Source organism: Frigoribacterium sp. CFBP9030, from assembly GCF_034045195.1.
In the GTDB taxonomy this organism is placed as follows: Bacteria; Actinomycetota; Actinomycetes; order Actinomycetales; family Microbacteriaceae; genus Frigoribacterium.
In genome coordinates this window covers 19409-41743 of sequence record NZ_JAXCWG010000012.1, presented here as the reverse complement: position 1 = coordinate 41743, position 22335 = coordinate 19409, and the positions used below count along the sequence as shown (strand labels likewise).

At 71.0% G+C, this 22335-nt stretch carries 28 protein-coding genes; 21 read left to right on the top strand and 7 right to left on the bottom strand.

Annotation, left to right across the window (positions count from 1 at the left end):
• Positions 1 to 25 precede the first annotated feature (25 nt).
• The 4 genes from SOM13_RS12460 to SOM13_RS12445 all read right to left on the bottom strand — a co-directional run bounded on the left by SOM13_RS12460 (position 26) and on the right by SOM13_RS12445 (position 3918).
• Positions 26 to 1132 (bottom strand): PQQ-dependent sugar dehydrogenase, encoded by a 1107-nt coding sequence (locus tag SOM13_RS12460; RefSeq protein WP_320479897.1) that lies wholly within the window; start codon positions 1130 to 1132, stop codon positions 26 to 28.
• Complete coding sequence (locus SOM13_RS12455; protein ID WP_320479896.1) at positions 1129 to 2124, bottom strand: alpha/beta hydrolase; 996 nt, start codon at positions 2122 to 2124, stop codon at positions 1129 to 1131. Before SOM13_RS12455 ends, SOM13_RS12460 begins: the two co-directional genes overlap by 4 nt.
• 96 nt (positions 2125 to 2220) lie before the next feature.
• On the bottom strand, positions 2221 to 2811 hold the full coding sequence (locus tag SOM13_RS12450) for a cyclophilin-like fold protein (protein ID WP_320479895.1): 591 nt from the start codon (positions 2809 to 2811) through the stop codon (positions 2221 to 2223).
• A 72-nt stretch (positions 2812 to 2883) separates the two neighbouring features.
• Positions 2884 to 3918 (bottom strand): zinc-binding dehydrogenase, encoded by a 1035-nt coding sequence (locus SOM13_RS12445; RefSeq protein ID WP_320479894.1) that lies wholly within the window; start codon positions 3916 to 3918, stop codon positions 2884 to 2886.
• A gap of 220 nt (positions 3919 to 4138) precedes the next feature.
• Here SOM13_RS12445 and SOM13_RS12440 point away from each other — a divergent pair, with 220 nt between their 5' ends.
• The 7 genes from SOM13_RS12440 (at position 4139) to SOM13_RS12410 (ending at position 9544) form a co-directional block, all read left to right on the top strand.
• Complete coding sequence (locus SOM13_RS12440; RefSeq protein WP_320479893.1) at positions 4139 to 5026, top strand: helix-turn-helix transcriptional regulator; 888 nt, start codon at positions 4139 to 4141, stop codon at positions 5024 to 5026.
• Positions 5027 to 5112: 86 nt separating this feature from the next.
• Positions 5113 to 6330 carry an MFS transporter gene (locus SOM13_RS12435; protein ID WP_320479892.1) on the top strand — a complete coding sequence of 406 codons (1218 nt, stop codon included), beginning with the start codon at positions 5113 to 5115 and terminating at the stop codon, positions 6328 to 6330.
• Between the two features lie 81 nt (positions 6331 to 6411).
• Positions 6412 to 7182, top strand: a complete 771-nt coding sequence (locus tag SOM13_RS12430) for a glucose 1-dehydrogenase (protein ID WP_320479891.1) — start codon at positions 6412 to 6414, stop codon at positions 7180 to 7182.
• Between the two features lie 111 nt (positions 7183 to 7293).
• Complete coding sequence (locus tag SOM13_RS12425; RefSeq protein ID WP_320479890.1) at positions 7294 to 7638, top strand: carboxymuconolactone decarboxylase family protein; 345 nt, start codon at positions 7294 to 7296, stop codon at positions 7636 to 7638.
• Positions 7635 to 8036 (top strand): cupin domain-containing protein, encoded by a 402-nt coding sequence (locus SOM13_RS12420; RefSeq protein WP_320479889.1) that lies wholly within the window; start codon positions 7635 to 7637, stop codon positions 8034 to 8036. Before SOM13_RS12425 ends, SOM13_RS12420 begins: the two co-directional genes overlap by 4 nt.
• 63 nt (positions 8037 to 8099) lie before the next feature.
• Complete coding sequence (locus tag SOM13_RS12415; protein WP_320479888.1) at positions 8100 to 8531, top strand: DUF2255 family protein; 432 nt, start codon at positions 8100 to 8102, stop codon at positions 8529 to 8531.
• Between the two features lie 89 nt (positions 8532 to 8620).
• Positions 8621 to 9544: a PhzF family phenazine biosynthesis protein gene (locus SOM13_RS12410; protein ID WP_320479887.1), complete on the top strand. Its 924-nt coding sequence runs from the start codon at positions 8621 to 8623 to the stop codon at positions 9542 to 9544.
• A gap of 33 nt (positions 9545 to 9577) precedes the next feature.
• On the opposite strand, the gene SOM13_RS12405 is transcribed toward SOM13_RS12410, so the two are convergent.
• On the bottom strand, positions 9578 to 10192 hold the full coding sequence (locus SOM13_RS12405; RefSeq protein ID WP_320479886.1) for an acetyltransferase: 615 nt from the start codon (positions 10190 to 10192) through the stop codon (positions 9578 to 9580).
• A gap of 155 nt (positions 10193 to 10347) precedes the next feature.
• On the opposite strand from SOM13_RS12405, the gene SOM13_RS12400 reads away from it, so the two are divergent.
• The 6 genes from SOM13_RS12400 (at position 10348) to SOM13_RS12375 (ending at position 14257) form a co-directional block, all read left to right on the top strand.
• On the top strand, positions 10348 to 10605 hold the full coding sequence (locus SOM13_RS12400; RefSeq protein WP_320479885.1) for a hypothetical protein: 258 nt from the start codon (positions 10348 to 10350) through the stop codon (positions 10603 to 10605).
• Complete coding sequence (locus SOM13_RS12395; RefSeq protein ID WP_320479884.1) at positions 10602 to 11180, top strand: YdcF family protein; 579 nt, start codon at positions 10602 to 10604, stop codon at positions 11178 to 11180. The genes SOM13_RS12400 and SOM13_RS12395 overlap by 4 nt, the downstream gene beginning before the upstream one ends.
• A gap of 184 nt (positions 11181 to 11364) precedes the next feature.
• On the top strand, positions 11365 to 11844 hold the full coding sequence (locus SOM13_RS12390) for a nucleoside deaminase (RefSeq protein WP_320479883.1): 480 nt from the start codon (positions 11365 to 11367) through the stop codon (positions 11842 to 11844).
• Between the two features lie 50 nt (positions 11845 to 11894).
• On the top strand, positions 11895 to 12143 hold the full coding sequence (locus SOM13_RS12385) for a hypothetical protein (protein WP_320479882.1): 249 nt from the start codon (positions 11895 to 11897) through the stop codon (positions 12141 to 12143).
• 106 nt (positions 12144 to 12249) lie between these two features.
• Positions 12250 to 12846 (top strand): helix-turn-helix domain-containing protein, encoded by a 597-nt coding sequence (locus SOM13_RS12380; protein ID WP_320479881.1) that lies wholly within the window; start codon positions 12250 to 12252, stop codon positions 12844 to 12846.
• An 85-nt stretch (positions 12847 to 12931) separates the two neighbouring features.
• Complete coding sequence (locus tag SOM13_RS12375) at positions 12932 to 14257, top strand: MFS transporter (protein ID WP_320479880.1); 1326 nt, start codon at positions 12932 to 12934, stop codon at positions 14255 to 14257.
• A gap of 4 nt (positions 14258 to 14261) precedes the next feature.
• Here the strand turns inward: SOM13_RS12375 and SOM13_RS12370 are convergent, their stop codons facing one another.
• Complete coding sequence (locus SOM13_RS12370; protein WP_320479879.1) at positions 14262 to 15671, bottom strand: hemolysin family protein; 1410 nt, start codon at positions 15669 to 15671, stop codon at positions 14262 to 14264.
• A 193-nt stretch (positions 15672 to 15864) separates the two neighbouring features.
• On the opposite strand from SOM13_RS12370, the gene SOM13_RS12365 reads away from it, so the two are divergent.
• The 6 genes from SOM13_RS12365 (at position 15865) to SOM13_RS12340 (ending at position 19535) form a co-directional block, all read left to right on the top strand.
• Positions 15865 to 16062 carry a hypothetical protein gene (locus SOM13_RS12365; RefSeq protein ID WP_192061391.1) on the top strand — a complete coding sequence of 66 codons (198 nt, stop codon included), beginning with the start codon at positions 15865 to 15867 and terminating at the stop codon, positions 16060 to 16062.
• Positions 16063 to 16259: 197 nt separating this feature from the next.
• Positions 16260 to 16685: a hypothetical protein gene (locus SOM13_RS12360; RefSeq protein ID WP_192061390.1), complete on the top strand. Its 426-nt coding sequence runs from the start codon at positions 16260 to 16262 to the stop codon at positions 16683 to 16685.
• A gap of 144 nt (positions 16686 to 16829) precedes the next feature.
• A complete protein-coding gene (locus SOM13_RS12355; RefSeq protein ID WP_192061389.1) occupies positions 16830 to 17348 on the top strand; it encodes a hypothetical protein in 519 nt (172 codons plus the stop codon).
• 67 nt (positions 17349 to 17415) lie between these two features.
• Complete coding sequence (locus SOM13_RS12350; RefSeq protein ID WP_320479878.1) at positions 17416 to 17637, top strand: hypothetical protein; 222 nt, start codon at positions 17416 to 17418, stop codon at positions 17635 to 17637.
• 79 nt (positions 17638 to 17716) lie between these two features.
• Positions 17717 to 18859: an NAD-dependent epimerase/dehydratase family protein gene (locus SOM13_RS12345; protein ID WP_320479877.1), complete on the top strand. Its 1143-nt coding sequence runs from the start codon at positions 17717 to 17719 to the stop codon at positions 18857 to 18859.
• Positions 18860 to 19160: 301 nt separating this feature from the next.
• The gene (locus SOM13_RS12340; protein WP_320479876.1) at positions 19161 to 19535 is read left to right on the top strand and encodes a hypothetical protein; all 375 of its coding nucleotides are present in this window, start codon (positions 19161 to 19163) and stop codon (positions 19533 to 19535) included.
• 298 nt (positions 19536 to 19833) lie between these two features.
• Here the strand turns inward: SOM13_RS12340 and SOM13_RS12335 are convergent, their stop codons facing one another.
• Positions 19834 to 20478, bottom strand: coding sequence for a TetR/AcrR family transcriptional regulator (locus SOM13_RS12335; RefSeq protein WP_320479875.1), 645 nt, complete (start codon positions 20476 to 20478; stop codon positions 19834 to 19836).
• A gap of 33 nt (positions 20479 to 20511) precedes the next feature.
• On the opposite strand from SOM13_RS12335, the gene SOM13_RS12330 reads away from it, so the two are divergent.
• Together SOM13_RS12330 and SOM13_RS12325 are read left to right on the top strand one after the other, a co-directional pair.
• The gene (locus tag SOM13_RS12330; protein WP_320479874.1) at positions 20512 to 21573 is read left to right on the top strand and encodes a DMT family transporter; all 1062 of its coding nucleotides are present in this window, start codon (positions 20512 to 20514) and stop codon (positions 21571 to 21573) included.
• A complete protein-coding gene (locus SOM13_RS12325; RefSeq protein WP_320479873.1) occupies positions 21570 to 22286 on the top strand; it encodes a CHRD domain-containing protein in 717 nt (238 codons plus the stop codon). The genes SOM13_RS12330 and SOM13_RS12325 overlap by 4 nt, the downstream gene beginning before the upstream one ends.
• Positions 22287 to 22335 lie beyond the last annotated feature (49 nt).

Genomic DNA, 22335 nt, shown 5'->3' with positions numbered 1-22335 from the left:
CATTCGCGAGGGCGGCCCGTTCCCGTCAGTCGCCGACGTCGACGCGCACGATCCGGTCATCGCCGTCACGTGGGGTGCCCTGGCTGTTCGTGTTCCCGGTGAGGGCCCACAGGCTGCCGTCGGGTGCAGGGGTGACGGCCCGGAAGCGGCCGTAGGCGCCCGAGAAGTACTCCGTGGAGCTGCCGGGTTCGGCGACGGGAACGGCCCGCAGCACGGAGCCCCGGAGGTTGGCGATGTAGACGACGTCATCGATCACTGTGATGCCGCTGGGGCTGGCCTCGGCGGGCGACCATTGCTGCACGGGGTCGATGAAGCGGATGTCCTCCCCGGCACCTTCCACCGTGGGCCAGCCGTAGTCGCCGCCGGCTTCGATGATGTTCAGCTCGTCCCAGGTGTTCTGACCGAATTCGCTGGCGAACATCGTGCCGTCCTCCGCCCAGGCCAGGCCCTGGACGTTCCGGTGCCCGGAGCTGTAGACCAGCGAGTCGGGGAACGGGTTGTCGTCCGGTGCGTCGCCCTCGGGGGTCATGCGCAGGATCTTCCCCGAGAGCGAGTCGAGATCCTGCGCCCGGTCCGCCGAGCCTGCGTCGCCCACTCCGGCGTAGAGCATGCCGTCGGGCCCGAAGGCGATGCGTCCGCCGTTGTGGAAGCCGGCCGAGGCCAGACCGTCGAGGATCGTCTCAGGTTCGCCGAGCTCGAGCCCGCCGGGCGCACCGGAGAGTGCGAATCGTTGGATTCGATTGCCCTGTTCTCCGGTGGAGTAGGCGTAGAGGGCGTCATCGGCGACGGCGAGACCGAGGAGTCCCCCCTCGCCGCCATGGCTGATCCCCGCGATCGTCGCGACGGTGCGCGTCGTCCCGTCGGGCGCGACCTCGAGCACCCGTCCCGAGTCCCGTTCACTGACCAGCGCGGTGTCGCCGACGAAGGCGATCGACCAGGGCGTCTCGAGGCCGGTCGTGACTTCGGTCGGCCTCGCGCCTCCCAACGGGTCGAACGAGGCCGGCGCGGACGAGGCCGTTCGCGTCGACGTCGGGGAGGGGGCCTGCGCATCGGTGCACCCGGCGATCACGATGCCCACGGCCGTCACCACGCAGACGGACCGCAGCGCCCGCCGACCTCGCACTGCGTTCACGCCCGCACCGCGAGGGTCGCGTCCGTCGAACCGGAGGAGGTGAGGGAGGTGCGGAAGAAGTCCTCGAGGAGATCGAAGGGGATGACGTCGGTGCGGTCGTAGAGATCGATGTGGCGCGCATCGGGGATGACGACCAGTCGCTTCGGTTCGGCCGCCTTCGCGTACACCTCGTCGCTGAAGTAGCGGGAGTGGGCGATGTCGCCGGTGATGAGGAAGATCGGCCGGGGGCTGATGTCGGGGAGGTGCGCCAGGGCTCCGTGTCCGATGTGCGCCGCTTCGCTCGTGAGGGTGAACCCGCCGATGGATCGGGGGTGGTGCCCACGGTCGAGGACGTAGTACTCCTGGAACTCGGACGTGACCGGGTCGAGTCTCTCGGGTTCGTACTCGGCGGGGAACGTCGGGCCGAGGGCCGGTCGCCCGGCATCCACGTCGGCCCAGCGCTGCGCCGCGAGATCGGCGAGCTCCGCCCTCCGCCCCGCATCCGTCTGAGCCCCCTGCCAGCCGTCGCGCTTGACGCCGCTGATGTCGTACATCGCCGAGGTGGCGACCGCACGGATCCGAGGGTCGATCTGCGCTGCGGTGAGGGCGAATCCGCCGCTGCCGCAGATGCCGATCGCACCGATGCGACCCCTGTCGATGTAGGAGAGCGAGCCGGCGAAGTCGACGGCGGCGCTGAAGTCCTCCGCGAACACCTCGGGCGAGGTGATGTGTCGGGGCTCGCCCGCGCTCTCGCCGTTGTACGAAGGGTCGAAGGCGAGGGCGACGAGTCCGCGGCGCGCGAGCTCGTTCGCGTAGACGCCGGGACCCTGCTCTTTGACACCCCCGTGGGGCGGTCCGATCACCACGGCGGCGTGGCGGGTGCTCTCGTCGAGGTCGGCGGGCTGATAGAGGTCGGCGGCGATCAGGATGCCGAATCGATTGCGGTACCGGACCGAGGTGCGGACCACGGTGGGGTCGAGAGCGAAGGTGTATCCGTCGGGTTGCATTGGCATGGTGCGGGAACTCTTCTCTGTGGCGGTGATGGTGGTCGGGTCGGCATTCGGGGAGGGTGGGATCGAAGGTCATCGACCCTCGGGTCGGGCCCGCGGCTACTCCACGATCTCGAGGTGCACGTCGGCACTGTCGAAGGCTGAGAGCTGCTCGGCGGTGGCGTCGTAGGTGCCGAGGTGGATGGTCGAGTCCGAGTAGTCGATGCCTGCAGCGTCGTAGTAGAAGCCGAGGTTCCCCCAGGGGGTGAAGTAGATGAGATCCCCGTCCTCGGGGTCCGAGCCGGGAGAGCCGTCGACGTCGAGTCCCGTCTCGGGATAGGCGATCTTCTCCCGCCCGGCGAACTCCTCGAAGGCCAGGGTCACGGGCAGCCTCGACACGAGATCTCGAGTCGTCGGGTTGTCTTCCTGGAGTGTCACATCCACCACGCTGCCTCCGCCGCTGAACCTGACGACGGTCCCGACGACCTCGCTGGGAGCCTCGGGCCCCTCGGTCGGAACGGTCTCCTGGTTCGGTTGGACAGTGACAGCGGCAGAGGGTTCGGCCGCCCGCGTGGATGCAACGGCAGGGTCAGGGGCCTGTCCCGTCGCGCTCGAGCACCCGGTGAGGATTCCGAAGCTGGCGGTCGTGAGAAGGAGCGCCGACGTGACCTGGGGGGCAAGGCGTCTGCGTCGGGAGGCGGGTGGGACCATGGAGATGTTCCTGTCGTTCGTCGTGCCGGACGGCGGATGGGGTGGGCATCTGCTCTGTGTCGCCCGGCATGGCTAGGGGCGGATGAGGACTTTCAGCGCTTCGCGGTCGTCCATCAGGCGGTAGGCCTCCGCGATGTCGTCGAGGGGCATCTCTCGGTCGAAGACACGGCCCGGATCGATGGTGCCGTCGAGGACCTGGGGCAGGACCTGCTCGAGGTAGGCGCGGACGGTGGCGGGGCCGCCGGTGAGGGTGGCGTTCTTGCCGAACAGGGACGCCATGCCGACCGCCGCCTCCTCGTACTGGGGAACACCGACACGGCTGATGGTTCCTCCGGCACGGACGATGCCGACAGCCTGCTCGTAGGCCGGCATGTGGCCGACGGCCTCGAGCACAACGTGTGACCCCTCGCCACGGGTGATCTCCATGACCTTCGCGACTCCTTCGTCGCCTCGCTCGGCGACGACGTGGGTCGCACCGAAGTCGCGACCGAGGTCGGTGCGGGCGGTGTGACGGCCCATCAGGATGATGGTCTCGGCGCCGAGCTGCTTGGCCGCGAGGACAGCGGAGAGCCCGACAGCGCCGTCGCCGATGACGGTGACGGTCTTGCCGGGCTCGACATCGCCGCGGATGGCGGCGTGGTAGCCGGTGAGGTAGACGTCGGACAAGGTCAGCAGGCTCGGCATGAGCGCTTCGTCAGTGCCCTCCGGGATGACGACGGCCGTACCGTCGGCCTGGGGGACGATGAGCTTCTCGGCCTGGGTGGCTGAGGCGGCGCCGTCGAAGAAACCGCCGTGGGTGCATGACGTCGTCAGGCCGTCCTGGCAGAACGGGCAGGTTCCATCGGACCAGGCGAAGGGCACGATGACCGTGTCGCCGACCGACAGGGTGCGAACGTTTTCGCCGATCTCCACGATGACACCGATGGCCTCGTGGCCCATGCGGCGGCCCTCGGGGGTGTCCTCGAGGTCGTGGTAGGGGTGCAGGTCGGATCCGCAGACGCAGGCGTAGGTGACTCGGATGAGCGCCTCGGTGGGCTGCTGGATGACGGGGTCCGGGACCTCGACGACTCGGACGTCGCCGGACTTGTACATCAGGGTGGCCTTCATATCGCTCCTTCTCAGGTCAGTGGCGGGGAGGGCGTCCACGTCGCGCAGGCCCTGCAATCGACGGACAGCGCGCAACGACGCCATGCTCTTCTCAGACGTTAAGCCGTCGTTCCACAGGCAAACAGGCCCGGTCAGAACCCCCTTGACTCGTGGACACCTCCGTCAAGCGGGGCTCCGTCAGGGCCTGGCTGGCTGCTAGTAGGAGTCGTAGCGTCACGGTATGGACAATCGAGCTGAGGTGCGGGAGTTCCTTTCGTCACGCCGTGCGCGTCTGACTCCTGACATGACGGGAGTCGTCAGTGCCGGCGGGCGGCGCCGAGTACCGGGGCTGCGGCGCGACGAGGTCGCTCGTCTTGCTGGTGTGAGCGTCGATTACTACACGAAGGTCGAGCGGGGCAGCCTCGGCGGTGTCTCCGACAGCGTCCTTGACAGCATCGCCCGCGCACTCGAGATGGATCAGGCCGAACGGGACCACCTGTACGACCTTGCGCGAGCTGCAACCCCGGCGCGTCGTCGCCCGGCGCCGAGCCTCGCGCAGAAGATCGCTGAATCCCCCATCCAGCACATGCTGGACTCGATGACCGGGGCGGTGGCCATGGTCACGAACACCCACATGGATCTGGTCGCTGCCAACGCCCTCGGATTCGCCCTGTACTCGGACATGTATCGCGGTTCGCTTCGGCCGGCGAACCACTCCCGGTTCATCTTCCTCGACCCCCGGGCTCACGATTTCTACCCGGACTGGGAGCGCGCTGCGAACGTCAACGTCGCCATCCTCCGGCGCGATGCCGGACGCGATCCCCACGACTCCGGGATCGCTGCCCTCGTCGGAGAACTCTCGATCCGAAGTGACGACTTCCGCACCCGGTGGGCCGAGCACGACGTTCGGCGTCACTACACCGGTGCGAAACAGTTCCGGCACCCCGTCGTGGGCCTCCTCGAACTCGACTTCCATGCCATGGACCTACAAGACTCCCCCGGTCACTACCTGACCGTCTATACCGCTGCCCCCGGCAGCGACTCCGATGAGGGGCTGCAGCTGCTCGCCACCTGGGCGGCCACCGAACGCATCGTGGAACGCGCGCGAAACGCCGAGCACGCGATCTAACCCGCGCCTCCCGGTCCCCGCATCGGACCGGACTTCCCTGAACCCCTCGCTCTCCTGCCGCGCTCTGCTGCGCCCGAAAGGACCTCGTGACCACTCCGACCGCTTCCGTCCCGATCGATTCACCGTCTGCGGAGGGTGCTGACTCCCCTGCTGGCCGGCTCCCGCTGGTCTCCCTCGTCGTGCTCGCGACGACCGGGTTCATCCTCGTCGCCATGGAGACGATGCCGGCCGGGCTCCTCCCGCAGATCGCCAGCGGGCTCGACACCGGCGAGGGCACCGTCGGACTGCTGATCAGCGCCTACGCTCTCGGCACAGTCATCGCCACCGTCCCAGCGATCACCCTCACCCGAGGAGTTCGCCGACGGCCACTGCTCGCCGCCGCCCTCACCGGCCTCATCCTGTCCAACCTCGTCACCGCTGTAGCCCCGACAGTGGCCGTGGCCCTCGTGGCACGGTTCATCGCCGGAGCCTTCTCGGGGACCATCTGGGGCATGCTCGCCGCCTACGGGCGCAGGATCAGCCCCGAGAAGCAAGCCGGACGCTCCCTCGCCATCGTCTCGGCCGGAGCACCCGTCGGGTTCGCCTTCGGCACCCCGCTGGGCTCCTGGATCGGAACGACTCTGGACTGGCGGTGGTCTTTCGGAGGCCTCAGCATCCTCGGCGCCATCGTCCTGATCCTCGTGCTCACCGTCGTCGCCGATGCAGCACCGGCACCCGCGACGTCGCGCCTGCCCCTGACCCGTGTCATCAGGATCCCCGGTGTCGCGATGATCCTGGCTGTCATCGCGACGTGGATGATCGCCCACAACACCCTTTACACCTACATCGCCCCGTATCTCCGTACCGGCGGTTCAGGTCTCGGCGTCGACCTCACCCTGCTCGTCTACGGCATTTCGTCGATCGGCGGGATCATCGTGACGGGCGCTCTTCTCGACCGTCACCCGCGACCCTTGCTGCACGGCAGCCTGGCGGTTTTCGTCGGCGTGGGCCTGATCCTCCTCGTCGGGCACGCCTCAGCACCCGCCGTTCTCATCGCCGCGGTGTTCTGGGGCCTGACCTTCGGCGGCGCCGCCGCACAGTTGCAGGCAGCTCTCACGACGGCCGGCGGCGACAACGCCGATGTCGCCAACTCGTTCCTGCCCGTGGCCTTCAACGTCGCCATCTTCGCTGCCGGGATCGTCGGCGCCGGCCTGCTGACCGTGGCCGACGGACTGGTCCTTCCCAGCGTGTTGATCATCTTCGGAGCCATCGCTCTGGCGCTCACATTCATCGGCCGTAGGAACGCCTTCCCCGCCCGACTCTGACCCTCCGCCTGTAGCCCCCACAGGCGAAGCGACGACATCACTGTCACTCCCCTACCCACCCACAGTCAGAAGGAGAAAATCATGAGCATCACCACTCCCCGTTTCACGGACAAAGTCGCGTTCGTCACCGGCGGCGCCGGTGGGATCGGCCGCGCGACCGCCCTCGCCTACGCCGCAGAAGGCGCCCGTGTCGCCGTCGCCGACCTTCCCGGCGCCGGCCACCAGGAGACAGCCTCGATGATCACCACAGCAGGCGGGACCGCAACAGCCATCGACCTCGACGTCTCCGACGCCGCGCAGGTGGTCGCTGCCCTCGACCAGGTCGTCTCCACCTGGGGACGCCTCGACGTCGCTTTCAACAACGCCGGCCTCGAGCAGACCCAGACCCTCACCGCCGACCTCGACGACGCCGAGTTCGACCGCATCCTGAGTGTCGACGTCCGTGGCGTCTACCTCTGCATGAAGCACGAGATCCGCCACATGAAGGCGACCGGAGGCGGCGCGATCGTCAACACCTCCTCGGGAGCCGGCGTCATGGGCATCTCAGGCCAGGCCGCTTACGCTGCGGTGAAGCACGCCGTCATCGGACTCAGCAAGTCCACGGCCCTCGAGTACGTCGCTGACGGCATCCGGGTGAACGTCGTCGCCCCCGGGATGATCGACACGAAGATGATCGAGCGCCTCACCGGCGGCACGGACGACGGCTACGCCGACGTCATCGCCCAAGAGCCCATCGGCCGGCTCGGTAAGCCCGAGGAGATCGCCTCGGCCGTGCTGTGGCTGACCTCCGACGACGGCGGGTTCGCCGTCGGACACACCCTCGTCGTCGACGGCGGCCAGACCATCGGTTGACGCCCTGGCCGGGGTGTCACATCAGTGCCTCCCTCAGGACTCTCGTCCGGCGTTTCGTGGCATCCAGGCGGTGACGACATCGCCGACCACGCATCAGACAGGAGAAGAGTCATGGCAGACCAGCCGAAGCAGGTCGGGGGCGGACGGAGCATGTTCGGGGAGTTCGCCCCGAAGCTCGCCGCGCTCACCGACGACGTCCTCTTCGAGGACGTCTGGAACCGATCCGAGCTGTCCGCACGCGATCGCAGTCTCATCACCGTCGCCGTCCTCGCCGCCGGCGGCAACACCGGCCAGCTCGAGTTCCACCTGGGCCGGGCCGTCGAGAACGGCGTCAGCCAGGAGGAGCTGGTCGAGGCCATCACGCACGTCACCCTCTACGCGGGCTGGCCCAACGGCATGGCCGCGATGGGCGTGGCGAAGCAGCACTTCACCACCGACGGACAGGACGCCTCATGAACATCGAACCCGCCGCCCCCACGACCAGGAACCCGCCCGAGCAGTTCGCCGGCGACGTCTGGCTCGACCCGATCGCGATGCCGCACGAAGACGGCCAGCACATGGTGGTCGCCACCGTGCGCTTCGCCCCAGGCGCCCGCACCGCCTGGCATTCCCACGAGAAGGGCCAGTATCTGCGCGTCACCGCCGGCGTCGGCCGCTTCGGCACCCGCGACGGTCGCATCATCGACGTCCACCCCGGTCAGACGATCTACACCCCGCCCGGCCAGGAGCACTTCCACGCCGCCGCCCCCGGCGTGTTCATGGAGCACATCGCGATGCTCGAGAACGGCGACGACCCGGCCACCACCACCACCTGGCTCGAGCACATCACCGACGACGATTTCGCCGGAAGATGAGAAGAGCAGCCACGGGTCTGCCGCACCGTGCCGCTCCTGGACGATACGCGACAGGGAAGGAACATGATGATCACCTTCAGCAGCGACACCCTTGCGAGGATCGCCGAGAGCGACGACCTCCATGTGTCACCGTTCCGGGGCGACGGTACGACTTACGGCACGCCCACCTGGATCTGGTCCGTCGTCGTCGACGACGCCCTCTTCGTCCGCGCCTACAACGGCACGGCCTCGCGCTGGTACCAGGCCGCGATGCAGCAAGGCGCCGGGCGCATCAGTGCCGACGGAGCCGAACACGAGGTGACCTTCCGAGCCGCAGCAGGCGAGGCCGACGCAGAGATCGATGCCGCCTACCGGCTGAAGTACTCGGGTAGCCCTTACCTGCGTCCCATGCTCACCGCCTCGACGGTCGCTGCGACCGTCGAGATCAGACCTCGCCCGGGAGGCGCCCCGTCATCGAGGAACCAGGACGGGCGTCCTGGTAGCAACGTCGACTGACGTCGATCACCGGACCATGACGACGATCTTCCCCACGGAACAGAAGAATGGTCGAATCTCGGCGTCGCAGACTGCGGCAGAGTGGCGTCATGACCGATCCGCACGCCGTCGAGATCCTGCGACTCACCGCGTTCGCCGCGGAGCCCGACGGCGGCAACCCCGCGGGTGTCGTGCTCGACGCCTCGCAGCTGACCGACGTCGAGATGCAGCGCATCGCGGCCGACGTCGGGTACGCCGAGACGGCCTTCGTCGTCGACCCGGGCGCCGCCTCCGACGATCGCACCGTGCGCGTCCGCTACTTCTCGCCCGGCGCCGAGGTGCCGTTCTGCGGTCACGCCACCGTCGCGACCGCGGTGGCCCTCGCCGAACGCCGCGGAGTCGGCCCCCTCGCCCTCGACACCCCCGTCGGCCGCATCGTGATCGACACGGCGCGACCCGAAGGAGGCGCGGGTCGCGTCGGCGACGGCACCACCGGTTCCGCGCCCCTCCCGATCACGGCGTCGTTCACGAGCGTCGAGCCCGCCCTCCGCGACCTCGACCCGATCGTGGCCGACCGGCTGCTGGCGCTGCTCGGGCTGGAGCGCTCCGACCTCGACGACCGCTGGCCCCTCCGCGAGTCGTACGCCGGCAACTGGCACCCCGTGGTCGCCGTGCGTGAGCAGGCCGTCTTCGACGCGTTCCGCTTCGACCCCGCCCAGATGAGGTCGCTCATGGACGAACGGGACTGGGCCGGCACCGTCACCGTCGTCCACCGCCGGGAGGCCGATGCGACAGGTGATCTCGTCGTCGAGACGCGCAATCTCTTCCCCGTCGGCGACATCACCGAAGACCCGGCGACCGGCTCGGCGGCCGCGTCTCTCGGGGCGTATCTGCGAGCGCTCGAGCTGATCGCGCCTCCTGCCCGGGTCGTCGTGCACCAGGGTCGGCATGTGGGGCGACCGAGTCTGCTGGTCGTCCACGTGCCTCCGGCAGGCGGCATCACGGTGACGGGCACCGCGGCGCACATCGTGTGATGCCGGCGCAGGCGGCGTCTGCCGCGTGAACGCTCAGTCGGCGGCGCGCTCGAGCGTGATCCACTCCTCGTCGCGGACGTAGCCGAGCACGGTGTTCGCGCGGATGATCCCCGCGTTGTCGGCCGAGCCGCCGGTGCGGAAGCGCGTGACACCCTCCGCCGACAGGGCCAGCACGGAGGCCGCCTTGACCGCGACGGCCAGCCCGCGCCTCCTCCAGGCTCGATGGACGACCGTGAAGTCCGTCTCGGCCGCGCTGCCGTCGCCGTCGGTCTCGACGTCGACGAAGGTCATGGCGACGAGCTCGCCGTCGGGGCCGAACGCGCCGAAACCGCGCCGCGCGGGGGTCGGCGTCGCTCCCTCCCGATCGAGCAGGGCGTGCCGAGTCGCCACGCTGCCGGGGTAGTCGTCGGCCGTCGCCGCGTCGAGGGCCAGCACCGCGTCGACGTCGCGGCCGTCGAGCGATCGGACCGAGACGCTGACGGCGACCTGCTCGACCAGACGCCGCAGACGCCGCAGACGCCGCAGACGCGACTCGTCGACGCGATCGGCGTCGAGCCGAGCACCGAACGACCGGGCCGCCACCGACCAGCCCTGCGCCTCGAGCTCGGCCCGCTGCGGAGAATCGGCACGCATCACCTTCGTCGCCATCACATCCCCGATCCTCTCGCCCGCCACCGCCCCGTGCAACCCGGCCCGCTGCCTCGATCCGCTCCATCCGTCGCCCGAAGGAGGCGCGGGGCCGGTCCCGCTCCATCCGTCGCCCGAAGGAGGCGCGGGGCCGGTCGGCGAAGTAGCGTCGACTCATGGACGAGCCCGAGGAGCGCCCCGTGTCCGACCCCGAGAGCGGCACGCCCGCCGACGACGGCGAGGACGAGTCGGACTCGAACGACGTCGCCCTCGCGATCGTGTTCGGCACCGTGGGTCTGACTCTCGTCCTGACGCTCGACACCCCCTGGGCGGGGCTGCCCATGGTGGTGCTCGGTCTCTTCTTCGGCTACAGGGCGGTCCGCCGCGCTCTGCGGCCGTCCGACGAGCCCGGCACGACGGCGCCACGCGAATGAGGTGGGCCGTCGCGGCGGCCGGGGTGATCCTCGTCGGCACGCTGGGCTGGTCGGAGTGGGTGCACGCGCGGTCGAGCGGGAGGCGGCTCGGCGACGTCGCACCACGCGGCGGTCGTGAGGCGATCATCGTCCTCGGGTACCGGAACCGCGGCCGGCGCGCCAACTACATCAACCGGTATCGACTCCGCGTCGCGCTCCGCTCGATCGACAGCGATCGCGACGAGTCCGTCATCGTGCTCTGCGGCGGGGCCGTCGGGGGCGAGATCGCCGAGGCGGACCTCCTGCTCCGTCACCTGCGCGGCGTGCTCGGCTACGACGGCCCCGTGCTGCTCGACCGGACGAGCACGACGACGTGGCAGAACATCGAGCACGCGATCCCGCTCATCGAGGAGTTCGACGTCGTCAAGATCGCCTCGAACTCCCTGCACGCCGAGAAGGCGCGCGCTCATCTCCGGAAGCAGCGACCGGATCTCGCCCGGAGGCTCGTTCGAGCTCGCGAGCACCGCCTCGGCGAGGTCCCGCTGTTGAAGCCCTACGGGGCCGTCCGCGGCCTGTGGAGCCTGCGGTCCCTCTGACGCGACCCGCGCCTCCTGCCGCTCGCCGCGCCTCCCGCCTCCCGCCGCGCCAAGAACCGCGTTCGCGAAGATGAACTCCGATAGAACGCGGTTCATCTTCGCGAACGCGGTTCATCGCCGTCCGGAAGGCCGAGCCCCGGGCAGTCTGAGCGCCACCGCGTCGACCGGGAGCACTCTCGATGTCATGACCGATCGAGATGACACCTTCACCGCCCTCAGCGTGCAGCGCGCCCGCGAGAACGTCGCGGAGGGCGGCAAGCCGTTCGCCTGCCTGCTGGTGCGCGACGGCGAGGTCGTCGTCGAGGCGACCAACCACGTGGCGCAGACCGGCGATCCGACGGCGCACGCCGAGATCCGAGCGATCCGTCTCGCGGCCGAGCAGGGGCTCACCGACCTGCGCGGCATCGACGCCTACGTCACGGCCTACCCGTGCCCGATGTGCCTCGGAGCGCTGTACTACGCGCAGCCAGACCGCGTGATCTACGCGGTGAGCCGGGAGGAGGAGGGCGAGCACTACGAGGACGGCAACCGCCTGATGACCCTCGACACGTTCTACGACGAGTACGCGAAGCCCCTCGACGAGCGGACGCTCCGCGCCGAGAAGGGCCGCGCCGACGACGCCGTCGCCCCCTTCGTCGAGTGGACCGCACGACACCCGTCGTGATGCGTCACGACGGCACGGACCCGGGGGGCGTCGTGGAACCGGGGGGCGGCGTGGAACCGCCGACCGACGACGGACTGACCGACGCGCGGGCGCTCTTCCGGTCGCCCGACGGATCCGAGCCCGAGACCGTGGCCCGGGGCGACACGGTGTCGCGAGACACGCTCGCCGGGGCCGCCGCGCTCGGACTCGGGTCGGCCGTCCTGGCGACCCTCGGCGCGGTCGTCGTCGTCGCGGTCGCGGTGGGGCTGCCCATCCTCGCGATCGCACTCAGCGCGGCGGCGGCCTCCCTCCTGCTCTGACCCGAGGAGGCGCGGGTCGACACCGATCCCGCCACCGGCAATGCTCTTCGAGAGTGATGCACAAGAGTTCTTGCGCAACACCCCTTGTGGGTTCTATCGTCGTCGTATGACCCCTCGCGAGACCCCCCGGTCGACACTCACCTCGGCCGCCTCGATGCGCGTGATGGCGCATCCGACGCGGCTGCGCCTCCTCGGCCTCCTCCGCGAGCGCGGCCCGCAGACCGCCGCCCTCCTCGGCGACCTCGTCGACGAGGCGCCGGGCACGATCAGCTACCACCTCGGCAAGCTGGCGTCGATCGATCTCATCGAGCCCGCGGCGCCCCCGAACACGGATCAGCGCGAGCGCTGGTGGCAGGCGACCACGATGCTGACCTCGTGGGAGCCCGCCGAGCTGCTCGACGACCCCGCCGCCCTCGCCGCCTCGTCGGCCCTGCAGAAGTCGATCGCGCACGCCTACGCGAACCGCTACACGGATTACATCGATGCGGCACCGGGCCTGCCCCGCGAGTGGGTCGCGGCCGCGGCGAGCGGTGATCGCAGCCTGCGACTCACCGTCGACGAGCTGGCCACCCTGCGGGGCGAGCTCGAGGCTCTCGTCGAGCGCTGGGTCGCGGCGAGCGCGACCCGCGACCCCGACGACGACGGCGACGGCGGCGGCGCGGAGTCGGTCGTGCTCGTCTACCAGGCCTACCGGCGGCCCTGAGGTGTCGCGCGCATCGGGGCGCGAGGAGGCGCCCGAGAAGGCCCCGACGACGCGCGGCCCACGAGACCGCCGGGCGATCGGCGCCTTGACCGCCCTGCTGAGCGCTCACGCGGTGTCGCAGACCGGCAACGTGATCACGGCCTTCGCGGTCCCCTTCTACGTGCTCGGCCTCGGCGGTTCAGGCGTCGAGGTCGGCATCGCAGCGTTCTCCGCCACGGCGCCGGTGGTCGTCGGCGGAGCACTCGGCGGGGTGGTCGTCGATCGGGTCGGCCACCGCAGGGCGGCGATCGTGGCCGACCTCGTCAGCGGCGCCGCAGTCCTCGCGATGCCCGTCCTCGCCCTCACCCTCGGCCTCCCGTTCTGGGCGCTCCTCCTCCTCGTCTTCGCCGGGGGTCTGCTCGACACCCCCGGCCAGACGGCCCGCCGGGTGATGCTGCCCCGCCTGACCGACCGCGCAGGCGTCCGGCTCGAGCAGAGCGTGGGTCTGCTCGACGGCTCCGAGCGCTTCGCGAAACTCATCGGCGCTTCCGCCGCCGGGCTGCTCGTCGCCACGGTCGGGCCGATCTCCGCCCTGTTCGTCACGGCGGCGACGTTCGCCCTCTCGGCCGGGCTCACCGGCGCCTTCGTCCCCGCGACGCCGTCGGCGACCGCGCCGCGAGGCGACGGCGATGACGACTCGACCCGCGCCTCCTACTGGTCCGATCTCGCCGATGGGTTCCGCTTCGTGATGCGAGACCGGCTCATGCGCCTGATCGTCGGGCTCGTGCTGTTCACGAACCTGCTGGACGCCGCGCGAGGGTCGTCGCTGCTGCCCCTCTACGCGAACGACCGCCTCGGAGGCGCGGCCTCGTTGGGCCTGCTCGTCGCCGTCATGGGCGGCTGCGCCCTGATCGGCAACGTGGGCTTCGGGTTCGTCGCCCACCGCATGCCACGTCGCGTCACCCTCACGATCTGCTTCACCCTCGCCGGCGGGCCGCCCAGCACGGCCTTCGCCCTCGGCGCACCGCTGCCGGTCCTCGTGGCGGCGACGGCCATCGCGGGGCTCGCCGCCGGATCGATCAATCCCATCCTCGGCGCCGTCCAGCTCGAACGGGTTCCCGAGCACCTGCGGGGTCGTGTCTTCGGCCTCATCAACGCGGGGGCATGGGCCGGCGTGCCGTTCGGGGCCCTCCTCGGCGGGGTCGCCGCCGACACCGTCGGACTCGCCGTGGCCTTCGGCGTGATCGCCGTCGCGTACACACTCGCGACGCTGACCCCCCTGCTCGGCGGGTCCTGGCGACAGATGGAACGCGGTCGCGTCGCACTCGACTCGACGGCGACCGCCGGTGACGACCCTCCCGAGCAGCAGAACGGCCCCGGCGGGGGCGGGGCCGTTCCGATCGACGATCGTCAGGAGGGGCGTGGGGCGTGACGGGTCAGACGGCCCGACCCCGATCCGCTTCATCGTCAGCGGACGAAGCGGCGGACGAAGACGTGGCCGCGGCCGAAGCCGTGGCCGTCCTCGGGGCGCCCGCCAGCTCGATGTGCTCGACGTCGCCCTCGCCCTCGATCTCGTCGGGGATGACCAGCAGCTCGGAGATGCGTCGGCGGTCCATCACCGTCACCTGCAGGCGCGCGCCGTCGATCTCGACGACGTCGCCCACCCGGGCCAGACGACCCAGGCTCTCGATGACGAACCCGGCGACCGTGTCGGAGGCGCTGTCGGGCAGGTGGATGCCCGTGGCCTCCTCGAAGTCCTGGAAGTTCAGCCGACCGTCGACCGTGCCGCCGCCGGCGTCGAGGTCCTCCGCCGCCGACTCGGTGTCGTACTCGTCGAAGATCTCGCCGACGACCTCCTCGACCAGGTCCTCCAGCGTGACGATGCCGTCGGTTCCGCCGTACTCGTCGATGATGACGGCGATGTGGTGACCGCCCGCCCGCATCGAGGTCAGGGTGGGCAGCACGCGCGCCGTGGCCGGCAGATACGAGATGTCGCGCACGATGTCGCGCACGGGCGTGCTCGGGTCCTTCGTGATGGCCTCGAAGAGGTCGCGCACGTGCACGAACCCGATGATGTCGTCGATCGACCGGTCGATGACGGGGTACCGCGAGTACGGGCGGTCGTGCACCTCGGTGGCGGCGTCGCTGACCGTGCCCGTGCCGTCGACGGCCGTGACCTCGGGGCGCGGGCGCATGACCTGGCTGAGCTGACGATGACGCAGCGAGAGCACGTCGTCGAGGATCCGCCGTTCGTCGTCGGGCAGACCCTCGTGGCTCGAGACGATGTCGCGGAGCTCCTCCTCCGTCATCTCCTCGCCCGTCTTGTGCGGATCGCCGCCCAGCATCCGGACGACGAGGTTGGTCGAGATCGACAGCAGCCAGATCACCGGGCGCATGAGCACCGCGAAGACCGCGAGCACGGGGGCGACGGCGTACGCGAACGACGCGTTGCGCTGGATGGCCAGGCGCTTCGGGGCCAGCTCGCCGAGCACGAGAGAGAGGTAGGCGATGATCAGCGTGAGGCCGATGGTGGCCACGGTGGCGGCGGCCTGCTCGCCGAGCCCCCACGAGACCAGGACGGGCGTGACCGAGGGCGCGATCGAGGATGCGCCGTAGGCGGCCGATGCGAAGCCGGCGACCGTGACGCCGATCTGCACGGCGGCGAGGAACATGTTCGGATCGCGGGCCAGACCCGCGACCTTCTCGCCGCGCTTGCCACGGGCGGCGATGGCGTTGACCTGGCTCTCGCGCAGCGTGACCAGGGCCATCTCGGTGGCCGCGAACACACCTCCGACGAGGACGAAGACGACGACCAGGACGATGTTGAGGACGAGGTCGCCGTTCATCGGGTCGTGATGACGATCGACCGGGTGGTGCCCGGGGTCTTCCGGGCGCCCGGACTATGGCAGTCGGAAGACGAGGACGATGAGTCTGCTGTGCGCTTCATGGGAGGAGAGTACCGGCTGGAGGCTGCGAAACACCGGCCGCGGGATGCGGACTCCTGCGCGCCTCCTGCGGGCCACGGCGTAGCGTCGAGCCATGACCGAGAAGAAGCAGACCGAGCCCGTCATGGACGGCGCCACCGAAGCGACCAACGACGAGAAGCTCAGCGGGCTGATCGAGCAGGTCGAGCAGGACCACGGGCACGAGGGCGCCGGCGCCATGGCCGACCACCTCCGCGATCGCATGGACGAGACGAAGACCGAACCCGAGAACGCCGGCGACACCGAAGACTGACCCCCGAGTTGGGGAGGCGCGCGCACCCTCCGCGCGCACCCGGGCGTTCGCGAACTGGCTAGGGTGCGGACAGGGGGTTCTACCGACGTCGGGTCGCGGGGCTCCCTCAGCCGGATGGTCCGGCGCCGACGGGGCCTGAGATCACACGGGCCTGTCGGCTGAGACGTCGCCGGAGACGGCGCGATCAGGGGGAAGACATGGCCGTTCAGGCATCGACACGCAATCGGATCATCGGGGCGGCGGTGGCGATCGTCGTCGCCGTGATCGTCTCGTTCGGAGTGCGCATGGCGTTCCAGGCGTTCTCCGGCGACTCCAAGGAGGACGTCATCGCCGAGAGCGTGGAAGAGGCGAAGGGGCAGTACGACCTGCCGCAGCAGATCGACCAGGTCACGGTGCTCGACGACATCACCGCCGAGTCCGACGCGATCCACTACCACTACACGCTGGCCGGCGAGGGAGTCGAGAACGTCACGGAGGACCTCCTCTCGGAGTCCGTGCTCCCCCAGCTGTGCGGCACCGAGGCCACCCGCGACATCCTCGACCGCGACATCGGCATGAAGTACACCTACGAGGTCGAGGGCGGCGACGAGCTCGCACTCGCCTTTACCAAGGCCGACTGCTGAGCGGACGCCCCCGCGGCTGACGCCCCCGCGGCTGACGCCCGCCGGTGACTCGAACCCACCGACGACTCGAACCCGCCGACTCCCGCCACGGGGCTCGGCGGGTTCGTGCTTCCCGGGCGGGCGTCGACCTGGCAGAGTGAGGCGATGACCGATCGTGCCCGCGACGACAGCAGCCCCGCGACCATCGACCTCGACGGCGTCGACGACCTCTTCGGCCGAGCCGAGCGCCGCGACCGGGTGGTGCAGCTGGGCGTCGTGCTCGGGTGCGTCGGTCTCTGCTTCGTGAGGCCCGCCTCCTCGGGGCCCGCCGTCCGCGTCGCGTACCACGCGGCCCTCGCCGGGCTGGCGGGCGCGAGCATGGCCAGCGGACTGACTCGCGAGCCGTTCTCCGACCCGAAGATCGCCGCCGGAGGCGCGGCCGGGGCAGCAGGGGTCGTCCTCGCTCTCGCACGCACCACCGAGGCGCTCGACGAACGCCTGCACGTCTCCCTCGTGCGGGCGGGCATCGACCGGCCGCGCTGGATCATCGCCGCGATGGGCATCGCCGTCGGGGCGGGGTCGCTCGCACTCGACCGTCTCGCCACCGCCCGGCGCCACACCCTCGTCGAGGCCGAGGCCGCCGCCGTGACCGCCCCCGCCCACAGCGCATCGACCCCCGGCTGACCCGCACCGTCCACAGCTCCCCCGCGCAGGCGAAGTGCGCAGTCGTCGAGGCTCGTAGGCTCGACGCATGATGAACTCGATCGGCACGTACTCCATCGTCGTCCTGCTCACCTACGTCGTCGTCCTCGGGTTCGCCGTCGTCCTCGGGGTCCTGCTCGTCCGCACGCTGCTCTGGGTGATCCAGGCCCTGCAGTCGTCCGTACGCGAGCGGGAGCTGCGCATGGACCTGCTCCTCGCCACCGGGGACGACCCGGCCGACCCCGCCGACCCCGCCGACCCCGCGAAGTGAAACGGACGGTGCATCGTCGCGCGGTGTGCTCAGAGCGAACCCCGCGCCTCCTGACGACCTCGGCTGACACTCTCTGGGCATGAGGATCCTCGTGCTCGGCGGCACCGCGTGGCTCGGCCGCCACATCGCGTCGACAGCGATCGGCGCCGGTCACGAGGTGACGTGCCTCGCCCGCGGCACAGACGTGCCCGACGGCGCGACGCTCGTGCGTGCCGACCGCGACCGCGACGACGCCCTCGTCGGTGCCGCCCTCATCGGTGCCGCTGGGGACGTCGGGGCCGCCGGGGCCGCCGCTCGCTGGGACGCCGTCATCGACGTCGCCCGCGAGCCCGGTCATGTGCGCCGAGCGGTCCGCGCCCTCGAGCCGGTCGCCGACCGGTACCTCTTCGTGTCGACGACCAGCGTCTACGCTTCGGACGCCGAACTCGGCGCCGACGAGACGGCCGAGCGCGTCGAGCCGCTCGCCGCCGACCTGATGGACGGCCCCGACGACTACGGCCCCGCGAAGGCCGCCTGCGAAGACGCCGTCCTCGGCTCCTTCGGCCCCGACCGGTCGCTGATCGTGCGCCCGGGTCTGATCGGCGGCCCCGGCGACCCGACCGGCCGCACCGACCACTGGGTCTGGCGGTTCGCGCACCCGGCCCGCGCCTCCTCGGCACCCGGGGCCCCCGCCGAGCGTCGCGAGCCCGCCGAGCGTCGCAAACGCGGCGAGCAGGGCGAGGCCAGGGATCTCGGCGAGCCCGGCGAGCCCGGCATCGTGCTCGCGCCGGAGGCACCCGACCTCCCCACGGCGGTGCTCGACGTGCGCGATCTCGCCGACTGGCTCGTGCGCTGCGTCGAGCAGGGCGCGAACGGGGTGGCGAACGCGCTGGGCGAGGTCGTCTCGTTCGACGAGCATCTCGAGGCCGCACGCCGGGCCGCGGCGAGCGATGCGTCGATCGTGCGGGCTCCGGCCGAGTGGCTGCTGGCTCAGGGCGTGGGCCAGTGGGCGGGGCCGCGGTCGATGCCGCTCTGGATCGCCGACCGCGCCTGGCACGGCATGAACGCGCGGTCGACCGTCCGGGCGCGGTCTCTGGGGCTGGAGCCGCGCCTCCTCGTCGAGACCCTGCGCGACGCCCTCGACTGGAGGTCTCGACAGCCCGACCCCGACACGCGGCCGAGCGGACTGTCGAGCGCCGACCACGCGACCCTGCTCGCCGAGCTCGGCTCCCGCGCGACCTGACCCGCACCTCCTCCGCCCCGCCCGCAGCTCCACGTCGGTCAGAAAACGCCCCTCCGCGCGCCACGAAGGGCCGCTTCCGCCCACCCTGCGCGCCACCCCCAGCCCCCACCGCCCACGTCGGTCAGAAGACGCCCCTCCGCACCCCACGAGGGGCCACTTCCGCCCACCCTGCAGGCCACCCCCGGCCTCGCCCGACGAAGTCGCCCGGCCAGCACGCCACCGGCTGAGCACGACACCCCAGTACTGGTGAGCTTCCGTTCACATCGCCGAATCGAGCCGTCGACGGCGGTAGATTCGCGCCATGGACGACATCGATCGCGAGGAGCTGGCACGGGCCGAAGCCGAGGCCGCCGCGCTCCCGTCGCGTGAGCCGATCGTCGCCAGCCCGGCCTCGCTCGAGGGGACGGCGCGGGGTCGACTCCTCTCGATCGCCGCCCTCGTGCTCTGCCTGGTGACCGCCGTATCCGAGACCGCCTGGCTCGGTTGGGACAGCCCGGTCGCGCACGTCGCCTGGCTGGCGCTCGGGGTGCTGCTGCCTGCGAGCATCGTGCTCGCGATCCTCGCCGGATCGCTCGCCGGGCGCTTCGGCAGGACACTCGGCATCATCGGCGGCGTCTGCCTCGTCCCGCCCGTCTCGTTCATCGTCGCAGCGCCCCTGACGGTCGTCCTCGGCTGAGCCGCTGCGCCCCGGGCAGGGTTTGACCTCACCCGCCGACGTCGGTCAGAAGATGCCCCTCCGCGCCCCACGAAGGGCCGCTTCCGCCCACCCTGCACGACACCCCCGGCCCCCACGGCCCACGTTGGTCAGAAGACGCCCCTCGGCACGCGACGAGGGGCCGCTTCCGCCCACCGTGCACGACGCCCCCGACCCCCACGGCCCACGTCGGCCAGAAGACGCCCCTCCGCGCCCCACGAAGGGCCGCTTCCGCCCACCGTGCAGCCCGGGCGCCCCGGCCCCAGGGCGCGCGCAGCGCTCAGACCCGCGCCGCGAGCACGTCGGCAGCCGCCGCCCGCGCCACGGCGAACGGCGAAGCGAAGGTCCGCATGCCGAGGGTGACGAGTCCGCCCTCGTGCAGCAGCATGAGCAGCCGCGCCGTACCCTCGGCGTCGCGCACCCCCGCCTCGCGGCACAGGGCGACGAACAGCTCGAGCATCCACGCCTTCTGCCGCACCACCTCGGGCAGGGCGAGCTCGATGTCGCTCTCGCCGCCCCCGACCCCCATCTCGGCGCGGGCGTTGATCGCGCTGCAGCCCTTGCGGTCGTTGTCGGGCACCCAGAGGATCGTGGCGTCGAAGACGGCCAGCACCCGGTCGACGCCGGGCTCGGGCACGAGGGCGAGCTGCGCGGCGATGTGCTCGCGCCATCTCTCGTCGCGATGCCGCAGGTACGAGACGACCAGCGCCTCCTTCGATCCGAAGCGGTCGTACAGGGTCTTCTTCGTGACGCCGGCCTCGGCGGCGATCGTGTCGACGCCGACAGCGTGGATGCCGCGTTCGTAGAAGAGGCGGGAGGCGGCGTCCAGCACGCGGCGGGCTCCGGGCGTCAACTCGGGCAGCGGGGGCAGCCCGGCGGGCGGGTCGGCGAGCAGGAGGCGCGAGGTCGTTCCGGATTCGGTCACCCACTCAGTCTACCGATCTGTATAGTCGACGGCATGAGTAAACAGATCGGTATACTCGGTGCGGTCGTCACCGTGCTGGCCTCCCTCGCGTTCGTCGCCTCGTGGAGCTCCGGATTCGTCATCGCCAAGATCGCCACCGCCGACGTGCCCGCGGCGACCCTGCTCGTCTGGCGGTTCGCTCCACTGGCGGTCGTGCTGCTCGCCGTGGCGTCCGCGACCGGCGCCTTCCGCGGGGTCCCCCGCGTCGAGCTGCGCCGACAGGCCGTGATCGGCCTCTTCGCCCAGTTCGGCTACTGCGCCTTCGTCTACGCCGCCGTCGGCTCGGGCATCGCCACCGGCACCACGGCGCTGATCGACGCCGTGCAGCCGCTCGTGGTCGCGACGCTCGTCGGGCCGCTGCTCGGTCTGCGCGTGCGGGGGGCCCAGTGGGCGGGCCTGGCGCTCGGCGCGGTCGGCGTGGCGGCCGTCGTCGGCTCGCAGCTCGGCGGCTCGACGGCCCCCGCGGCGGCGTATCTGCTGCCCGCACTGGCCATGGCGTGCCTCATCGTCGGGACGTTCGTCGCGCGCCGGTCGGAGGCGCGCCTCCCCGTGCTCACGATCATGACCATCCACGTCTCCGTCGGCGCGGCCGCCCTGATCGTCCTCGCCGTCGCGACGGGCGCACTCGTGCCGCCGGCCGACCCGCAGTTCTGGCTGGCAGCCCTGCTGTCGGCGGCCCTGCCGAGCCTCGTCGCCTACAGCCTCTACTGGTGGCTGCTGCGCCGGGTCGGCATCACGGCGCTGAACGCGCTGCTCTTCCTGGTCGCACCGACGACGGCCCTCGCGGGCACGGCGATGTTCGGCGAGCCGCTGACCGGCTGGACGATCGTCGGGTTCGTGCTGTGCGCCTCCGGAGTCGCCCTGGTGCTGGTCTTCGACCGCGCCCACCGCCCGGTCGCCGCCGCCGCCGCCCCCGACGCCGCCACCGCCCCCGCCCCCGCGAAGAAAATCGACGCGCGCGTGAACGATCCGCATCTCGCCGTCGTAAGCCCCTCCACAAGCGTCGTCCGACCGGATCACGCCCCGCGAGAGGCAGAGGAAGCATGTCGAAGATGAACCGTTCCGTCCGCACCCTGACCATCGGAGGCGCTGCCGCGGCCGCCCTCACCCTGTTCGCCGCCGCTCCGGCGAGCGCCGAGACCGAGGTCGCCGAGCCCTCGAGCTTCACCAGCGCCTTCACGGTGATGGCCACGCCCGACCAGGTGATCAACAACGACGGTGTGGCGACGCCCGGCCAGGAGGGCGCCACCGGCACCTTCGACTTCCGCATCAACAGCGATCAGAACATCATCTGCTACGACATCACGCTCTCGGGCGTGACGGGCGACTACATGAGCCCGGCCAAGACCGCGACGCACATCCACGAGGCCGCCGCGGGCAAGTCCGGCCCGCCGCGCATCGCGTTCCCGAACCCCGTCGACGACGGCTCGGGCGAGCGCACCAGCAGCGGCTGCATGCAGGGCCCGTTCACCACGGGCGTGACGAGCGATGCGGGCGCCGACACCGGCGAGGGCTTCACGCTCGCGCAGATCGAGGCGAACCCCGCCGGCTTCACGGGCGACTCGCACACGGCCGACTTCGCGGCGGGCGTCGTCCGCGGCCAGCTGACCCAGGTGCCGGTCGGCGGTGTCGACACGGGTGCAGGAGGCGCGGCGAACGCCTCCACCGGCGACTCGGCCCTGATCGGCGCCGGCGCGTTCGGCGCCCTCGGACTGCTCGGTGCCGCCGGCGTGCTCGTCGCGCGTCGTCACCGCCGCCAGGAGTCCTGATCTCCCGCGGTCGCCACACGACGGGTGCGCTGCGTGAGCGGCGCACCCG

Bases quoted from the DNA above. Each gene is read 5' to 3' on its own strand.
- SOM13_RS12445 (WP_320479894.1), bottom strand. From the start codon at position 3,918: ATGAAGGCCACCCTGATGTACAAGTCCGGCGACGTCCGAGTCGTCGAG.
- SOM13_RS12365 (WP_192061391.1), top strand. From the start codon at position 15,865: ATGACCGAGAAGAAGCAGACCGAGCCCGTCATGGACGGCGCCACCGAA.
- SOM13_RS12345 (WP_320479877.1), top strand. From the start codon at position 17,717: ATGAGGATCCTCGTGCTCGGCGGCACCGCGTGGCTCGGCCGCCACATC.
- SOM13_RS12425 (WP_320479890.1), top strand. From the start codon at position 7,294: ATGGCAGACCAGCCGAAGCAGGTCGGGGGCGGACGGAGCATGTTCGGG.
- SOM13_RS12395 (WP_320479884.1), top strand. From the start codon at position 10,602: ATGAGGTGGGCCGTCGCGGCGGCCGGGGTGATCCTCGTCGGCACGCTG.
- SOM13_RS12405 (WP_320479886.1), bottom strand. From the start codon at position 10,192: ATGGCGACGAAGGTGATGCGTGCCGATTCTCCGCAGCGGGCCGAGCTC.
- SOM13_RS12340 (WP_320479876.1), top strand. From the start codon at position 19,161: ATGGACGACATCGATCGCGAGGAGCTGGCACGGGCCGAAGCCGAGGCC.
- SOM13_RS12350 (WP_320479878.1), top strand. From the start codon at position 17,416: ATGATGAACTCGATCGGCACGTACTCCATCGTCGTCCTGCTCACCTAC.
- SOM13_RS12430 (WP_320479891.1), top strand. From the start codon at position 6,412: ATGAGCATCACCACTCCCCGTTTCACGGACAAAGTCGCGTTCGTCACC.
- SOM13_RS12410 (WP_320479887.1), top strand. From the start codon at position 8,621: ATGACCGATCCGCACGCCGTCGAGATCCTGCGACTCACCGCGTTCGCC.
- SOM13_RS12380 (WP_320479881.1), top strand. From the start codon at position 12,250: ATGACCCCTCGCGAGACCCCCCGGTCGACACTCACCTCGGCCGCCTCG.
- SOM13_RS12325 (WP_320479873.1), top strand. From the start codon at position 21,570: ATGAACCGTTCCGTCCGCACCCTGACCATCGGAGGCGCTGCCGCGGCC.
- SOM13_RS12330 (WP_320479874.1), top strand. From the start codon at position 20,512: ATGAGTAAACAGATCGGTATACTCGGTGCGGTCGTCACCGTGCTGGCC.
- SOM13_RS12415 (WP_320479888.1), top strand. From the start codon at position 8,100: ATGATGATCACCTTCAGCAGCGACACCCTTGCGAGGATCGCCGAGAGC.
- SOM13_RS12420 (WP_320479889.1), top strand. From the start codon at position 7,635: ATGAACATCGAACCCGCCGCCCCCACGACCAGGAACCCGCCCGAGCAG.
- SOM13_RS12450 (WP_320479895.1), bottom strand. From the start codon at position 2,811: ATGGTCCCACCCGCCTCCCGACGCAGACGCCTTGCCCCCCAGGTCACG.
- SOM13_RS12455 (WP_320479896.1), bottom strand. From the start codon at position 2,124: ATGCCAATGCAACCCGACGGATACACCTTCGCTCTCGACCCCACCGTG.
- SOM13_RS12355 (WP_192061389.1), top strand. From the start codon at position 16,830: ATGACCGATCGTGCCCGCGACGACAGCAGCCCCGCGACCATCGACCTC.
- SOM13_RS12370 (WP_320479879.1), bottom strand. From the start codon at position 15,671: ATGAACGGCGACCTCGTCCTCAACATCGTCCTGGTCGTCGTCTTCGTC.
- SOM13_RS12440 (WP_320479893.1), top strand. From the start codon at position 4,139: ATGGACAATCGAGCTGAGGTGCGGGAGTTCCTTTCGTCACGCCGTGCG.
- SOM13_RS12390 (WP_320479883.1), top strand. From the start codon at position 11,365: ATGACCGATCGAGATGACACCTTCACCGCCCTCAGCGTGCAGCGCGCC.
- SOM13_RS12400 (WP_320479885.1), top strand. From the start codon at position 10,348: ATGGACGAGCCCGAGGAGCGCCCCGTGTCCGACCCCGAGAGCGGCACG.
- SOM13_RS12360 (WP_192061390.1), top strand. From the start codon at position 16,260: ATGGCCGTTCAGGCATCGACACGCAATCGGATCATCGGGGCGGCGGTG.